This is a genomic window from Variovorax sp. 20P10.2.4 (assembly GCF_058244205.1).
Genome location: NZ_JBZAYE010000004.1, coordinates 32,193 through 46,602, shown reverse-complemented (window position 1 = coordinate 46,602; position 14,410 = coordinate 32,193). Strand labels below are relative to the sequence as shown.

Sequence of the window (14,410 nt, the reverse complement as noted above, 5' to 3'; positions counted from 1 at the left end):
TGATCGCCGCGTAGACGAACACCTCGGCGAAGTTGTTCTTGCCCGCGCGCATCCAGAAGAAGTGCAGCAGCCCGAGCCCCGCGATCAGGTAGACCAGCTTGTGCAGCAGCTGCCAGCGCTTCGCACCCATGGCCTTGATCGCGCGGTTGAACGAAGTCAGCGCCAGCGGGGTCAGCAGCACGAAGGCCGAGAAGCCCACCAGGATGAACGGCCGCTTCGCGATGTCCTTCGCGATCTCGCCCCAGTCGAGCCCCATGTCGAACCACGCGTAGCACAGCAGGTGCAGCACCACGTAGAAGTAGGCGTACAGGCCCAGCATGCGCCGAAAGCGCGCGAGCCCGTTCCACTTCGTCGTCACGCGCAGCGGCGTGACCGTCAGCACGATGCACAGGAAGCGCAAGGTCCAGTCGCCGGTCGCGCGGATCAGGTACTCCTGGGGATTGGGGCCCAGCTGATCGACCACCACGCCGTAGGCCAGCCACGCGAACGGCAGCAAGCACAGCAGGAAGACGAAAGGCTTGGCGGCGGGATGCAGCAGCAGCTTGTTCATGGCGTTCGGGTCGCGCCCCTGCCAGAGGCAGGGGTGCGCGCCCGCCTCAGTAGTTCTTCTTCAGGTCCATGCCCGCATAGAGCTGGCCGACCTGCGCTTCGTAGCCGTTGAACAGCAGCGTCTTGTTGCGCTTGGCGAACAGGCCGCCGCCGTCGCCGATGCGGCGCTCGGTCGCCTGGCTCCAGCGCGGATGGTCGACGTTCGGGTTCACGTTCGAATAGAAGCCGTACTCCTGCGCCGCCGCCTTGTTCCAGGCGGTGCTCGGCTCCTTCTCGACGAAGCGGATCTTCACGATCGACTTGGCCGACTTGAAGCCGTACTTCCATGGCACCACGAGCCGCACGGGCGCGCCGTTCTGGTTCGGCAGCACCTCGCCGTACATGCCGAAGGCCAGCAGCGTGAGCGGATGCATCGCCTCGTCCATGCGCAGGCCCTCGGTGTAGGGCCAGTCGAGCACGCGCGAGCCGACGAAGGGCATGGTCTTGGGATCGGCCAGGGTCACGAACTCGATGAACTTGGCATTGCCCTGCGGCTCGACCTTCTTGATGAGCTCGGCCAGCGAATAGCCGACCCACGGGATCACCATCGACCAGCCCTCGACGCAGCGCAGCCGGTAGATGCGCTCTTCCTGCGCGCTGAGCTTGAGCAGGTCCTCGATCGCGTACTTGCCGGGCTTCTTCACCAGCCCCTCGACCTCGACGGTCCAGGGCCGGGTCTTGAGCGTGCCGGCGTTCTTGACCGGATCGCCCTTGTCGGTGCCGAACTCGTAGTAGTTGTTGTAGCTCGTCGCGTCCTTGTAGTCGGTGAGCTTTTCCATCGTCTGCGCGCCGGGCACCGCGGACTTCGCGCCCGGCAGCGCTTCCAGCTTGTTCGGCCGCGCCGTCTGGGCCAGCGCCTCGCGGCCCGCGAAGGAGGCCAGCGCGGCACCGGCGGCACCGCCGGCCATCAGCTTGAGCAGGTCGCGCCGGCCTTCGTAGAGGGCGCGCGGCGTGATCTCGCTGGACAGCGGATGGATGAAACCGCTGGAGCTGCGGCGCGACGGACGGGAATGGAACGACATGACGGGCCTTTCGCTGGAATCGTTGTACTCGGAAGGTAGTTCGTGGCTACCCCCGATTCGGTTACGCGCACGCGGGGCGTGCGGTTTCAATTCTTCGCGAAAGGCGGCCGGCGCGCGCCTACAGCGTGCCGTAGCTGTGCAGGCCGCTCAGGAACATGTTGACGCCGAGGAAGGCGAAGGTCGTGACCGCCAGCCCCGCGAGCGCCCACCAGGCCGCCACGGTGCCGCGCAGGCCCTTGACCAGGCGCATGTGCAGCCAGGCCGCGTAGTTGAGCCAGACGATCAGCGCCCAGGTCTCCTTCGGGTCCCAGCTCCAGTAGCCGCCCCAGGCATCGGCCGCCCACAGCGCGCCCAGCACGGTGGCGATGGTGAAGAAGGCGAAGCCGACCGCGATCGACTTGTACATGACGTCGTCGAGCACCTCGTTGGCCGGCAGGCGCGCCGCGATGCGCTTGCGCCCCAGCAGGATGCCGGCCGCGATCAGCGCCGAGATCGCCGCATAGGCGACCCAGTAGCTGCCGCCGGCCTCCTGCACGCGCTGGCGGAACGCCACCGGCACGAAGCACAGCGCCATGCCCAGCAGCCAGATCGGCGTGAGCTTGTACCAGCGGGTTTCGCTCGCCTGTTCCTTCACGAGGTAGGCGAAGGCCACCATGGCCGCGAGAGAGAAGGTGCCGTAGCCGATGAAGTTGGCGGGCACGTGCAGCTTCATCCACCAACTCTGCAGCGCGGGCACCAGCGGCTGGATCTCGTGAGCCTGGCGCACCAGCGTGTACCAGAGCAGGAAGCCGACCGCCGCGCTCACCACCAGCATCACGAAGGCGCCCAGCGCGCGCGTGCGGTAGTGCTCTTCGTAGTAGAGATAGAACGCGGCCGTGAGCCAGCAGAACAACACGAACACCTCGTAGAGGTTGCTGACCGGAATGTGGCCGATGTCGGGGCCGAGCTGGTGGCTTTCGTACCAGCGCACCATGGTGCCGATCAGCGCCATGGTGATGGCGGCCCAGGCCAGCCGCGAACCGATCGCCTCGAGCGCATCGCCCTGCTTGCCGCCGAAGAAACCGAGCCAGTAGAACAGCGTGCTCATGAAGAACAGCACGCTCATCCAGAGGATGGCCGACTGGCTCGAGAGGAAGTACTTGAGCCAGAACACGGTGTCGGCCCGCGCCAGGTCGCCCTGGTAGGACGCGATGGCCAGCAGCGAGGCCGCCGCGACCACGATCGCCAGCACCCGCAGCGGGCGCCAGAACCAGCCCATGGCGATCACGCAGATCAGCGCACCCACCAGGATCGGCTTCTCGTAGGAATCCATCGAGCCCGCGTGGCGCGCGAAGGCGAACAGGCCGCCCGCGAGCACTAGCGCCGCGAACACCCAGTCGAACAGGTTGCGCCGCGAGAGCCAGCTTTCGTTGAGCGTGAGGGTGGTGGTGTTCATGGTGAGGCTGGCTCTTCTTTCTTCAGGGCGAGCAGCTTGTGCTTCAGATGCTCGAACTCCCGATCGCTGTCGATGGTCTTGCGATTGACCGAGAACGCCATCGTCGCGGCTGTCTCGGTGGTGTTGTCTCCGGCGGCGCCGGCGGGTGTCAGCCACACCCAGAGCCGACGCTCGCGCACGTACAGCATGGCAAAAATCCCGACGATCAGCAACAGACAGCCCAGATAGACGACGTTCTTGCCAGGGGCGCGCGCCACCTGGAACACGCTGGCCTGCACCTGGGTGAAGTCGGTCATCATCATCGCGACCGGGGCCGGATAGAAGTGGGCGTCGCTCAGCGCGATCACCGCCTGCGTGAGGAAGGCCTGCGACTTCTCGTCGCCGGGCAGGGCCGCGAGGCCCGCGCCTTCGCGGCTGAGGTTCAGCACCTCGTACAGCACGTCGTTGAGGATGCGCACCAGCACCGCGCCCGCGCGCTCGCGCTCGGCCTCGGGCACGTTGCTCTCCATGAATTCGGCGATCGCCTGCCAGCCGCCCGCGGAGGCGGCGGCATCGGCGCGCGCGGGCTCGCTGCCCGCGAACAGCGCGAGCGCGCGCGTGGCCGACACCCGCAGCTGGTCGGCCATCTCGGGGCGCTGCGGATCGCTGGCCTTGGCGATGTAGCGCTCGATGGCGCGCGCGCGCATCGCCGGGTCCTCGAGCGTGGCGCGCATGCGCACGAAGCCGTCCATCGAGCCCTGCTCGTCGGCCGGCACGCGCAGGTAGCGGAACGGCTCCTCGGGCTTCTCGCGCATGCCCAGCAGGAACACCGGCTGGCCGTCGCCGGTGTCGACCGGCACCATGTAGTTCTGGTACTCGCGCGCCTGGCCGGCCGCGTCGCGCAGCTTGTAACCGATGCTCGGGCCGATGTTGCGCAGCACCTTGGGCTTGTTGGTCTTGTTGGCCGCGCCCAGGCGCGACTCGATGTCGTGGCGCAGGTCGACCTTGCGCACGTCGGCGCCGCTGCCCATGGCGCCGCCGTCGGCGAAGTTCTCGACGTTGATCACGCGCAGCGCGGCGAACTCCAGCGTGAGCTTCTCCTTGCCGTTGGTGATCTCGCTGCTCGGGCCGCCGATCACGCCCTCGACCTCGAAAGGCTTGGCCGCGGCCGCCATCGGCACCGCCTTGAGCTTCACCGTCGAGCCGCCATCGTCGAAGCTCGACTGGTAGATCTCCACGCCCTTGTAGCTGGCCGGATGGTTGACCTCGATGCGCGCGGGCACCTGCGCGCCGGTCTCGCGATCGTGCAGCACCACCTCACTCGCGAACAGCTTGGGCATGCCGGTCGAGTAGTAGTCGACGATGAACTTCTTGAGCTCGATCGAGAACGGCAGCTCCTGCAGCAGCACGCCGTCGGCCTGGTTGAGGATCGCCACGCTGCCCTGCCCGCCCTCGGGCACCAGGATGTTGCCGCGGAAGGTCGGATTGCTGGCCGACAGCCGGTGCTGCGGCGGCACGTCGGCGATCATGCCGCCGCCGGTGAACACGCTCTTGCCGTTGAACCAGGTCTGTGCGCGCACCACGAGGTCGCCGTCGAGCAGGCCGCCGATGCACACCAGCACGATGGCGCTGTGCGCCGCGATGTAGCCGAGCTTGTGCGCCCCGCCGGCACGCGCGGCGACCATCCAGCCGGCCGGCGTCTTGCCGTCGCCCGTGGCCTCGCGCTGCTGCAGCTTGACCTTCCAGCCGCCGCTCACGAGCAGCTGGCCGATGCGGTTGGCCGCCATGTCGGGCGTTTCGCCGAGCTGCGTCTGCGCGCGCTGGCCGAAGGCCTTGAGGCTCTGGGTGCGGATGTCTTCCTTGAAGGTGCGCAGCTCGACCACGATGCGCGGCGTGTTGCGCACGATGCACAGCGTGGTGCTGATCACCAGGAACAGCAGGATCAGCAGGAACCACCAGGCGCTGTAGATCGAGTCGAGCCGCGCGGCGCGGAACACCTCGGCCCAGAATGGCCCGAACTGGTTGATGTAGTTGTTGATCGGCTCGTGCTGCTTGAGCACCGTGCCAATGATCGAGGCGATGCAGATGATCGTGAGCAGCGCGATCGCGAAGCGCATCGACGACAGCAGTTCCACCGCCGCGCGAACCGCTTGCGGGCCGCGATGGACGCGAAGGCCGTGAGTGGAGACTGACATCGATTGCTAGAGAAGAGAGAAGAAAAGGCGTCCGGAAGAAGCGAAACGCAAAAGGGCGGGCCATCCTTCTGGATCGGCCCGCCCTCTTTTGGGGTTGTTGTCGGCGGTTAGTTCACGCTCGCGCGTGCGGGATCAACGCAGACCGGCGATGTAGTCGGCCACGGCCTTGATTTCGCGGTCGTTGAGCTTGGCGGCCACGCCGGTCATCACGGCGTTGTTGGCGCGCACCGTGGTGCCGTCGCCGCGGAAGGCCGTGAGCTGGGCCGCGGTGTAGTCGGCGTGCTGGCCGCCCAGGCGCGGGTACTGCGCGGGCATGCCGGCGCCGTTCGGGCTGTGGCAGCCGGCGCAGGCCGGGACCTGGCGGTCGGCGATGCCGCCGCGGTAGATCCGCTCGCCCAGGGCGATGGTGTCCTTGTCCTTCGAGAAGCCGGGCTTGACCTTCTTCGAGCCGACGAACCAGGCGATGTTGCGCATGTCCTCCTCGGACAGCGCCGAGGCCAGCGGCTTCATGATCGCGCTCTTGCGCTTGCCGGACTTGAAGTCCTCGAGCTGCTTGAGGATGTATTCGGGGTGCTGCTGCGCCAGCTTGGGATTGGCCGGGATCGCCGAGTTGCCATCCGCGTTGTGGCAGGAGGCGCAGCTCTGGCTGTTGGCCGGGGTGGCATTGAAGATGGTGTCGCCCTTGGCCGGGTCGGGCTTGGCCTTGACCGGTGTGGTCGGTGCGGCTGCCGTCTCCTCGGCAAAAGCACCAGTGCTGACTGCGGTACCAGCGATCCCCACGAGGGCCGCAAGCAGAAAATTGGCAAACAACTTCATATCGGGGGCTCGAATTTATTGGCGCAAAACCCCGCGATTCTACAATGGCGCCCCGTTCCGAAAGCCCATTGATGACCACGCCGTCGCGCAAGAGCACCGCATTTCCTTCCCGCGCGGCCCCCGCCAAAGACCCCGAGACCGCCGAACGCGAACGTGCCGCGCTGGGCTGGCTGCACACCGCGCACTTCCTGACCAGCGCCCCGCAGCTCGAGCACCTGCCGCCCTTCGCCCTGCCCGAGATCGCCTTCGTCGGCCGCTCCAACGCCGGCAAGTCCACCGCCATCAACACGCTCACGCAGCAGACGCGGCTGGCCTTCGCCTCGAAGACGCCGGGCCGCACGCAGCACATCAACCTGTTCGGCATCGGCCGGCAGAAGGTCGACGACGCGGTGCTCGCCGACCTGCCCGGCTACGGCTACGCGGCCGTGCCGCGCGAGGCCAAGCTGCGCTGGCAGCGCGTGATGGGCAACTACCTGATGACGCGCGAGAACCTGCGCGGCGTGGTGCTGATGTGCGATCCGCGCCACGGCCTGACCGAGCTCGACGAGATCCTGCTCGAGGTGATCCGCCCGCGCGTCGAGCAGGGCCTCAAGTTCCTGGTGCTGCTGACCAAGTCCGACAAGCTCACGCGCTCCGAGGGCGCGAAGGTGCTGTCCATCGTGCGACTGCAGGCCGGCGGCGGCGAGGTCAAACTGTTCTCGGCACTGAAGAAACAGGGCGTGGGCGAGGCGGCCGAACTGCTGTCGCGCTGGGTCCACACGGAGGATGCCTCGGCCCAGCCCGACGAGGACAGCGGCGGGCCCGCCGCGGAGCCGCCCGAGGAATCCTGAGCACGACCGGCTGCAGCGGCCGTCCCATCTGCCGAATTCACTATCGAAAAGATAGCAACCAAGAGGAGACAAGACGCATGATCGAGACCTTCCAACGCAGCCTGCCCAACGGCATCACCCTGAGCTGCCGCGCCGCCGGCGAGCCCGGCCGCCCGCTGATGGTGTTCCTGCACGGCTTTCCCGAGGCCGCGTTCATCTGGGACGAACTGCTCGCCTACTTCGCCGACCCCGCGCATGGCGGCTACCGCTGCGTGGCGCCGAACCTGCGCGGCTTCGAGAAGTCGAGCGCGCCCACCGAGGTGGCCGAGTACAAGGCGCAGCTGCTGATCCAGGACATCCAGCAACTGGTGGCCACCGAGAGCAAGGACGGCACCATGGCCGCGCTGGTCGCGCACGACTGGGGCGGCGCCTTCGGCTGGGGCTATGCCAACGCGTTCCCGCAGCAGGTCGGCAAGCTGGTGATCATCAACTCGCCGCATCCCGGCACCTTCACGCGCGAGCTGCGCAACAGCGCGGCGCAGCAGCAGGCCAGCGCCTACATGAACTTCCTCGCGCGGCCCGATGCCGAGGCCCTGCTCGCGGCCGACGACTTCAAGCGCATGTGGCCCTTCTTCCTGCTGATGAAGGCCGGCCCCGACGGCTTCGGCTGGCTCACCGAGGAGGTGAAGCAGCAGTACCGCGAGGTCTGGAGCGCGGGCCTCACGGGTGCCTGCAACCTCTACCGCGTGACGCCGATGAAGCCGCCGCTGCCGGGCCAGACCATCGACGGCATCCCGGTGCTGCCGCGCGAGCGGCTGGTGGTCAACGTGCCGACCTTCGTGTTCTGGGCGCTCGACGACGCCGCGCTGCTGCCGGGCCTGCTCGAAGGGCTCGACGAGTACGTGCCCGATCTCGTGGTCAAGAAGGTGCCGAACGCCACCCACTGGATCGTGCACGAGCAGCCGCGGCTCGTGGCGAGCGAGATCGAGGCCTTCCTCAATCGCCACTGAGGCGGCCGCCGCCGGGCCGCCCCAAGGCGGACCGCGCCTCCCCCCTCGGGGGGTGGAGTTACAGGCGCGAAGCGACTGAAAAGCCGGGGGGCTCAGTAGATCGGCGGGTCGCCTTCGGGGCGGGTCTTGAAGCGGCGGTGCACCCAGTAGTACTGGGCCGGCATCGGATCGATGTAGCCCTGCAGCCGCGTGTTCATCAGCGCGGTGTCGGCCTCGACGTCGTCGGTCGGGAAGTTGCGCCAGGTCTCGAGCACCTCGATCTCGTAGCCCCCGCGCGTGAGCTTCGCGACGATCGGCACCACCTTCGCCTTGCCCAGCCGAGCGAAGCGCGAGAGTGACGGCACGGTGGCCGCCTGCACGCCGTAGAAGGGCACGAAGATGGTCTGGTCGCGGCCGAAGTCCATGTCGGGCAGCAGGTACAGCAGCCCGCCCTTGCGCAGCCCCGAGAGCACCGGCTTGATGCCGTCGACCCGGTTGAGCGCCGCCACGTCGCCGAAGCGCGTGCGGCCCTCGCGGATCCAGGCATCGACCATCGGGTCGCGCTGGGTCGTGTAGATGGTGGCCGAGGGCCGCGCCGTGTGCATCGTGAGCGCGGTGGCCGCGGCGTCCAGGCCGTAGAAGTGCGGCGCGAACAAAATCATCGGCTCGCTGCCCTCGGCGATCTCGCGGATCTCCGCGGCCGCGCCCACGATCTTCAGCCGGCTCGCCACCACCTTCTCGGGCGCATGCCAGAGCCAGCTGCGGTCGAGCCAAGATTGCGCCACGTAGACGAAGCTTTCCTTCGCGATCGCGCGCCGCTCGGCCTCGGACTTCTCGGGGAAGCAGACCGCGAGGTTGGTGTCGACCACGCGCCGGCGCGGCAGCGCGATCGTGTGCAGCACGCGGCCCAGGAAGGCGCCGAAGCCACGCACCAGCGGCAGCGGCAGCGGCGCGATCACGCGCATGAAGCCGATGCCCAGACGGGAACCCAGACTCATCGTGCAGCCCCCCCGGCCTCGGCCACCACGGGCGCGTCGCCGCGCGGTTCCTTGTAGCGCGCGTAGTCCCACACGTACTGGCCCGGCAGGCTGCGGATCAGGCGGCCGATGGCCTCGTTCATGGCCGCGGCCGCGTCCTCGAGCGAGGCCTTCGGGTCGGTCAGCGCGGTGCCCACGATCGGCTCGAAGCGGATCACGTAGCCCGCGCCGCGCGGCAGCCGTTCGCAGACGCTGAGGAAGCAGGCCGCGCCGGTCTGCTGCGCGAGCCGCGGCAGCAGGCTCATGGTGTAGGCGGGCCGGCCCAGGAACGGCGCCCACACGCCCTGCCCCAGCGGCGGCACCTGGTCGGGCAGGATGCCGGTGTAGCCGCCGTTGCGCAACGTGCGCATCAGGCCGCGCACGCCGGTGATGCTGGTCGGCAGGGTCTGCAGCCCGGGCCGGTCGCGCGAGCCGGCGGCGATCAGCGCGGCCATCCACTTCTTGCGCGCGGGACGGAACAGCGCGGTGATCGGGCCATAGCGTTCATGGAAACGCTCGCCGATCGCCTGGCCGCACATCTCCCAGCTGCCCAGGTGGGGCGCGACCAGGATCACGCCCTTCTTCGCCTGCAGCGCGGCCTCGAAGGCTTCCACGCCCTCCCAGCGCAGCACGCGCGGCAGCACCGTCTCGCCATGGGGGCGCAGCCAGAGCCAGGGCAGTTCGGAGGCCATCTTGCCGGCCGCGGCGATGGCCGGGCGGTAGGCGTCGGGGCCGAAGCCGGCGCTGTGGGCATTGGCCCGGAAGCGCCTCCGGTAGTCGGGCGCCAGGGCCCAGACCAGCCATCCGAGCCCCGCGCCGAACCAATGCATCACGGGCATCGGTACGCGGGCAAGCAATCGGAAGAGAGCGATCATGGACAGGTCGGGAATGGGGTCAAGGACGCGCGCGCACGGTTTGGCGCGGCTCGAATAGAATCGAAATTGTCGCCGAGTTACGGAACAACTTGCAGGGCGACAAGCACGGGCGCCGCATGGCGATTGTGCCCGCCGATGGCTCATCGGCATTCTGCTAAAGCGTTCGCCAGGGCTCCGCAGAGTTGGCAACGCGCCAAACCACTTCAAGGAGCTTTGAACAAATGGCGAACGACTTCCTCTTCACTTCCGAATCCGTCTCCGAAGGCCACCCCGACAAGGTGGCCGACCAGATCTCGGACGCCATCCTGGACGCGATCTTCGAGCAGGACCCGCGCAGCCGCGTGGCCGCCGAGACGCTGACCAACACCGGCCTCGTGGTGCTCGCCGGCGAAATCACGACCAACGCGCACGTCGACTACATCCAGGTCGCGCGCGACACCATCAAGCGCATCGGCTACGACAACACCGACTACGGCATCGACTACAAGGGCTGCGCGGTCATGGTCTGCTACGACAAGCAGTCCAACGACATCGCCCAGGGCGTCGACCACGCATCGGACGACCACCTGAACACCGGCGCCGGCGACCAGGGCCTGATGTTCGGCTACGCCTGCGACGAAACGCCCGAGCTGATGCCCGCGCCGATCTACTACGCGCACCGCCTGGTCGAGCGCCAGGCCCAGCTGCGCAAGGACGGCCGCCTGCCCTTCCTGCGTCCCGACGCCAAGAGCCAGGTGACGATGCGCTACGTCGACGGCAAGCCGCACAGCATCGACACCGTGGTGCTCTCGACCCAGCACAGCCCCGACCAGAGCGAGACGCCGACCAAGATGAAGGCCTCGTTCAACGAAGCCATCATCGAGGAGATCATCAAGCCCGTGCTGCCCAAGGAATGGCTGCAGAACACGCGCTACCTGATCAACCCGACCGGCCGCTTCGTCATCGGCGGCCCGCAGGGCGACTGCGGCCTCACCGGCCGCAAGATCATCGTCGACACCTACGGCGGCGCCTGCCCGCACGGCGGCGGCGCGTTCTCGGGCAAGGACCCCTCGAAGGTCGACCGCTCGGCCGCCTATGCCGCGCGCTACGTGGCGAAGAACATCGTGGCCGCCGGCCTGGCGCGCCAGTGCCAGATCCAGGTGGCCTACGCCATCGGCGTGGCCCAGCCGATGAACATCACGGTCTACACCGAAGGCACCGGCGTGATCCCCGACGAGAAGATCGCCGAACTCGTGCGCGAGCACTTCGACCTGCGTCCGAAGGGCATCATCCAGATGCTCGACCTGCTGCGCCCGATCTACCAGAAGACCGCCGCCTACGGCCACTTCGGCCGCGAGGAGCCCGAGTTCACCTGGGAAGCGACCACGCAGGCCGCGGCCCTGCGCGCTGCCGCCGGCCTCTGAGGCCTACCCCGCGTTTTCCGCCGGCCCCGCCGGCGGAAAACGCACCGTGACCAGCAGCCCGCTCGCCTCGCGCGGGTTGGCCGCCAGGTCCACATCGGCTTCGAAGGCCCGCGCGATCTCGCGCACGATGGCCAGTCCCAGCCCCGTTCCCTCGCTGTCTTGCGCCACCCGGTAGAAGCGCTCGAACACGCGCTCGCGCGCCTCGGCGGGAATGCCGGGGCCGTTGTCCTCCACGCTCAGCACGACCGCGTCCGCGGCCTCGTCTACGCCCACGCCCAGCGTCACCCGACCGCCCTCCTGCGTGTAGCGCAGCGCGTTGTCGAGCAGGTTGCTGACCAGCGCATCGAGCAGCGCCGGCTGCGCCCGCACGAAGGCCGTGCCAGTCGCCTCCAATCCCAGGTCGATGCGACGCCGGTCCGCCAGCGCCGCGAGCTGCTCGACGCAACGCAGCGCCACCGCCGCGAGGTCGACCCGCTCGAGCCGCGTGTGCGCATCGCCATGCTCGGCCTGCGCGAGCAGCAGCAGCTTGTTGGTGACGTCGACCAGCCGCCGGTTGCTGGTCTGCATCGCGAGCCACATCGCATCCATGTCGGCCCGGCGCGTGTCCCACTCGCCGCGGTGCTGGCGCGTGTAGCGTGCGTACTCGATCTGCGAGGCCTGCATCGCCAGCGGCGTGCGCAGCTGGTGCGCCGCATCGGCGATGAAGCGCCGCTGCGCCTCCGAGTGCGCGCGCAGCTGCGCGACGAAGCGGTTGATGGTGTCGGCCACAGGCCGCAGCTCGGAGTGCAGCGCGCCGGGATCCACCACCAGGTCCAGATGCAGCGGATCGCGCTGCGCGAGCTGCTGGCTCAGCCGCACGATGGGCCGCAGCTCCAGCGTCAGCGCCGCCACGGCGAGCGCGATGGCCAGCGCCAGCGCGATCAGCAGGTACTCCATCGACGGCCACCACAGCGTGCGCAGCATGTGGTCGCGGCTGCGCTCGGTCTTGCCGACGGCGATGGTGATGTCGCGCGCGCCGCCGACCTCGTACATCGAGCGCGTGGTGACGACCGCGCGCAGCGGCAGGCCCGCGAATTCCGTGTCGTACCACTGGGCGCGGTCGACGCCCTCGGGTTTGCGCCGCGCGGGCAGCGGGAAGTCGGCCGAGCCGGCCAGCACCTCGCCGTTGGCGCCCGTCACGCTGAGGAACACGCGGTCGTGCTCGGGCGAGACGAACAGGCTCAGCGCCGACGGCGGCACGCTGGCCTGCACGTCGTCGTCCTCCCAGATCAGCCGGTCCGACAGCACCTTGGCCGAGGACAGCAGGTCGTGGTCCTGCACGTAGTCGGCCACGCCCGCGGCGTTGCGCCAGTTGAGCCAGCCGCACAGCGCGACGAACAGCGACAGCGGCAGCAGCAGCCACAGCGCGAGGCGCAGGCGCAGGCTGGAGCGCTTCTTCATTCTTCCTGGCGCGTGCGCAGCAGGTAGCCCACGCCGCGCAGCGTGATGATGGTGGCCTGGCTGGCCTCGAGCTTCTTGCGCAGGCGATGGATGTAGATGTCCACCGCATCCGCGCTGGGCTCGTCGTCGAGGCCGAAGATGGCGTCGATCAGCGCCTGCTTCGACACCGTGCTGCCGGCCTTGAGCATCAGGGTCTCGAGCAGCGTGCGCTCGCGCGGCGGCAGCGCGAGTTCCTCGCCGGCCAGCGCGAACTGGCGCGTGCGCAGGTCGTAGCGCAGGTCGCCGCAGGCGATGTCGTTGGCCTTGCCCGGCATCTGCCGGCGCACCAGCACCTTGATGCGCGCCACCAGCTCGCGGATCTCGAAGGGCTTCACCAGGTAGTCGTCGGCGCCGATCTCCAGGCACAGCACCTTCTGGTCGAGCGAGGCGGTGGCCGTGAGGATGATCACCGGCACCGTGTCGCCGCGTTCGCGCAGCCGGCGCAGCACGGCCTTGCCCGGCAGGCCCGGGATGTTGAGGTCGAGCAGCACCACGTCGTAGCCGGCCTGCGCCAGTTGCAGGTCCGCGGCTTCGCCGTTGGCGACGTGGTCGACCACGAAGTCCTGTTCGCGCAGCAGGCTGGAAAGCCAGTGCGCGAGTTGCGGGTTGTCTTCGATCAGCAGCAGCTTCATGCGGTCGGCGGGCGTGGCCGTGGATTCTAGGAAGGGTGGCGGCCAGGGCACGGGCCTAGGGATAACCATGAGGAATCGCGCGCGGCGCTGAAAGCTGGCCGAAGGATGGCGATTCCTAGACTGGCCCGACCGAACAACCTCGACCGGAGACACCCGACCCCATGTCCGCCACCCGCCGCACCCTGCTCGCCGCCACCCTCTGCGCCGCCTTCGCCACGCCTTTCGCCCAGGCCGCCGACGCGCCCATCACCATCATGGTGGGCGGCATCAACAAGATCATCTACCTGCCGGCCAAGCTCACCGAGGCGCTGGGCTACTTCAAGGACGAGGGCCTGAACGTCGAGCTGCAGTCGCAGCCCGCGGGCGTCGACGCCGAGAACCAGCTGATCGCCGGCGCCGTGCAGGGCGTGGTCGGCTTCTACGACCACACCATCGACCTGCAGAGCAAGGGCAAGGAGATCCAGGCGATCGCCGTCTTCTGCAAGGTGCCGGGCGAGGTCGAGCTGGTCAGCACCAAGGCCGCCGCGGCCGGCTTCAAGAGCATGGCCGACGCCAAGGGCGGCAAGACCCTGGGCGTGACCGGGCTGGGCTCGTCCACCGACTTCCTCACGCGCTACCTCGCCGACCGCGCGGGCGTGGCCTCGAAGGACTACTCGCTGCTGCCCGTGGGCGCGGGCAACACCTTCATCGCCGCGATGAAGCAGGACCGCATCCAGGCCGGCATGACGACCGAGCCCACGGTGTCGCAGATGGTCAAGAGCGGCGATGCGCAGGTGCTGGTCGACCTGCGCACCGAGGCCGACACGGTGAAGGCGCTCGGCGGCCTCTATCCGGCCGCCAGCCTCTACGTGCAGAACACCTGGGCCGAGTCGCACAAGGCCGAGGCCGGCAAGCTGGCGCGTGCCTTCGCGCGCACCATGCAGTACATCCAGTCGCACAGCGCCGAGGAGATCGCCGAGAAGGTGCCGCGCGACTACTACGGCAACGACAAGGCGCTCTACGTGCAGGCGCTCAAGGCCTCGCTGCCGATGTTCACCGCCGACGCGAAGATGCCCGCCGGCGGCCCCGAGACCGTGCTCAAGGTGCTGGCCACCTACAAGCCGCTCGTGAAGAGCAAGAACATCGACCTGTCGAAGACCTACAGCAACGCCTACCTCGCGGCGGCGAAATGA

General features: G+C 68.5%; 13 protein-coding genes. 4 read left to right on the top strand and 9 right to left on the bottom strand.

The window, feature by feature from the left end; genetic code table 11:
• The 5 genes from msrQ to AC27VN_RS01055 all read right to left on the bottom strand — a co-directional run.
• Positions 1–550, bottom strand: a 550-nt coding sequence (msrQ, locus tag AC27VN_RS01075; protein ID WP_490875300.1) for a protein-methionine-sulfoxide reductase heme-binding subunit MsrQ, incomplete at its 3' end; no start/stop codon positions are given.
• 46 nt (positions 551–596) lie between these two features.
• Positions 597–1,610 (bottom strand): protein-methionine-sulfoxide reductase catalytic subunit MsrP, encoded by a 1,014-nt coding sequence (msrP, locus tag AC27VN_RS01070; RefSeq protein WP_093352039.1) that lies wholly within the window; start codon positions 1,608–1,610, stop codon positions 597–599.
• Between the two features lie 118 nt (positions 1,611–1,728).
• Positions 1,729–3,045 carry a c-type cytochrome biogenesis protein CcsB gene (ccsB, locus tag AC27VN_RS01065; protein WP_093352042.1) on the bottom strand — a complete coding sequence of 439 codons (1,317 nt, stop codon included), beginning with the start codon at positions 3,043–3,045 and terminating at the stop codon, positions 1,729–1,731.
• Positions 3,042–5,219 carry a cytochrome c biogenesis protein ResB gene (locus tag AC27VN_RS01060; RefSeq protein ID WP_490875299.1) on the bottom strand — a complete coding sequence of 726 codons (2,178 nt, stop codon included), beginning with the start codon at positions 5,217–5,219 and terminating at the stop codon, positions 3,042–3,044. The genes ccsB and AC27VN_RS01060 overlap by 4 nt, the downstream gene beginning before the upstream one ends.
• Before the next feature lie 132 nt (positions 5,220–5,351).
• Positions 5,352–6,035, bottom strand: coding sequence for a c-type cytochrome (locus AC27VN_RS01055; protein WP_093352047.1), 684 nt, complete (start codon positions 6,033–6,035; stop codon positions 5,352–5,354).
• A 71-nt stretch (positions 6,036–6,106) separates the two neighbouring features.
• Between AC27VN_RS01055 and yihA the strand changes: the two genes are divergently transcribed.
• Positions 6,107–6,865: a ribosome biogenesis GTP-binding protein YihA/YsxC gene (gene yihA, locus AC27VN_RS01050; RefSeq protein WP_431511760.1), complete on the top strand. Its 759-nt coding sequence runs from the start codon at positions 6,107–6,109 to the stop codon at positions 6,863–6,865.
• Positions 6,866–6,942: 77 nt separating this feature from the next.
• The gene (locus AC27VN_RS01045) at positions 6,943–7,854 is read left to right on the top strand and encodes an alpha/beta fold hydrolase (RefSeq protein WP_490875298.1); all 912 of its coding nucleotides are present in this window, start codon (positions 6,943–6,945) and stop codon (positions 7,852–7,854) included.
• 92 nt (positions 7,855–7,946) lie between these two features.
• Here AC27VN_RS01045 and AC27VN_RS01040 read toward each other — a convergent pair whose 3' ends face one another.
• Together AC27VN_RS01040 and AC27VN_RS01035 are read right to left on the bottom strand one after the other, a co-directional pair.
• Positions 7,947–8,831 carry an LpxL/LpxP family acyltransferase gene (locus tag AC27VN_RS01040; protein ID WP_431511759.1) on the bottom strand — a complete coding sequence of 295 codons (885 nt, stop codon included), beginning with the start codon at positions 8,829–8,831 and terminating at the stop codon, positions 7,947–7,949.
• Positions 8,828–9,724 (bottom strand): lysophospholipid acyltransferase family protein, encoded by an 897-nt coding sequence (locus tag AC27VN_RS01035; protein WP_296798804.1) that lies wholly within the window; start codon positions 9,722–9,724, stop codon positions 8,828–8,830. Before AC27VN_RS01035 ends, AC27VN_RS01040 begins: the two co-directional genes overlap by 4 nt.
• A 221-nt stretch (positions 9,725–9,945) precedes the next feature.
• Between AC27VN_RS01035 and metK the strand changes: the two genes are divergently transcribed.
• The gene (gene metK, locus AC27VN_RS01030) at positions 9,946–11,127 is read left to right on the top strand and encodes a methionine adenosyltransferase (RefSeq protein ID WP_093352062.1); all 1,182 of its coding nucleotides are present in this window, start codon (positions 9,946–9,948) and stop codon (positions 11,125–11,127) included.
• 3 nt (positions 11,128–11,130) lie between these two features.
• On the opposite strand, the gene AC27VN_RS01025 is transcribed toward metK, so the two are convergent.
• Entirely contained in the window at positions 11,131–12,567 is a 1,437-nt protein-coding gene (locus AC27VN_RS01025) for a sensor histidine kinase (protein WP_490875297.1), read from the bottom strand.
• On the bottom strand, positions 12,564–13,238 hold the full coding sequence (locus AC27VN_RS01020; protein ID WP_057596005.1) for a response regulator transcription factor: 675 nt from the start codon (positions 13,236–13,238) through the stop codon (positions 12,564–12,566). The genes AC27VN_RS01025 and AC27VN_RS01020 overlap by 4 nt, the downstream gene beginning before the upstream one ends.
• 161 nt (positions 13,239–13,399) lie before the next feature.
• Between AC27VN_RS01020 and AC27VN_RS01015 the strand changes: the two genes are divergently transcribed.
• On the top strand, positions 13,400–14,410 hold the full coding sequence (locus AC27VN_RS01015; RefSeq protein ID WP_490875296.1) for an ABC transporter substrate-binding protein: 1,011 nt from the start codon (positions 13,400–13,402) through the stop codon (positions 14,408–14,410).

Bases quoted from the DNA above. Each gene is read 5' to 3' on its own strand.
- AC27VN_RS01040 (WP_431511759.1), bottom strand. From the start codon at position 8,831: ATGAGTCTGGGTTCCCGTCTGGGCATCGGCTTCATGCGCGTGATCGCG.
- yihA (WP_431511760.1), top strand. From the start codon at position 6,107: ATGACCACGCCGTCGCGCAAGAGCACCGCATTTCCTTCCCGCGCGGCC.
- AC27VN_RS01045 (WP_490875298.1), top strand. From the start codon at position 6,943: ATGATCGAGACCTTCCAACGCAGCCTGCCCAACGGCATCACCCTGAGC.
- ccsB (WP_093352042.1), bottom strand. From the start codon at position 3,045: ATGAACACCACCACCCTCACGCTCAACGAAAGCTGGCTCTCGCGGCGC.
- AC27VN_RS01025 (WP_490875297.1), bottom strand. From the start codon at position 12,567: ATGAAGAAGCGCTCCAGCCTGCGCCTGCGCCTCGCGCTGTGGCTGCTG.
- AC27VN_RS01060 (WP_490875299.1), bottom strand. From the start codon at position 5,219: ATGTCAGTCTCCACTCACGGCCTTCGCGTCCATCGCGGCCCGCAAGCG.
- AC27VN_RS01035 (WP_296798804.1), bottom strand. From the start codon at position 9,724: ATGATCGCTCTCTTCCGATTGCTTGCCCGCGTACCGATGCCCGTGATG.
- metK (WP_093352062.1), top strand. From the start codon at position 9,946: ATGGCGAACGACTTCCTCTTCACTTCCGAATCCGTCTCCGAAGGCCAC.
- AC27VN_RS01015 (WP_490875296.1), top strand. From the start codon at position 13,400: ATGTCCGCCACCCGCCGCACCCTGCTCGCCGCCACCCTCTGCGCCGCC.
- AC27VN_RS01055 (WP_093352047.1), bottom strand. From the start codon at position 6,035: ATGAAGTTGTTTGCCAATTTTCTGCTTGCGGCCCTCGTGGGGATCGCT.
- msrP (WP_093352039.1), bottom strand. From the start codon at position 1,610: ATGTCGTTCCATTCCCGTCCGTCGCGCCGCAGCTCCAGCGGTTTCATC.
- AC27VN_RS01020 (WP_057596005.1), bottom strand. From the start codon at position 13,238: ATGAAGCTGCTGCTGATCGAAGACAACCCGCAACTCGCGCACTGGCTT.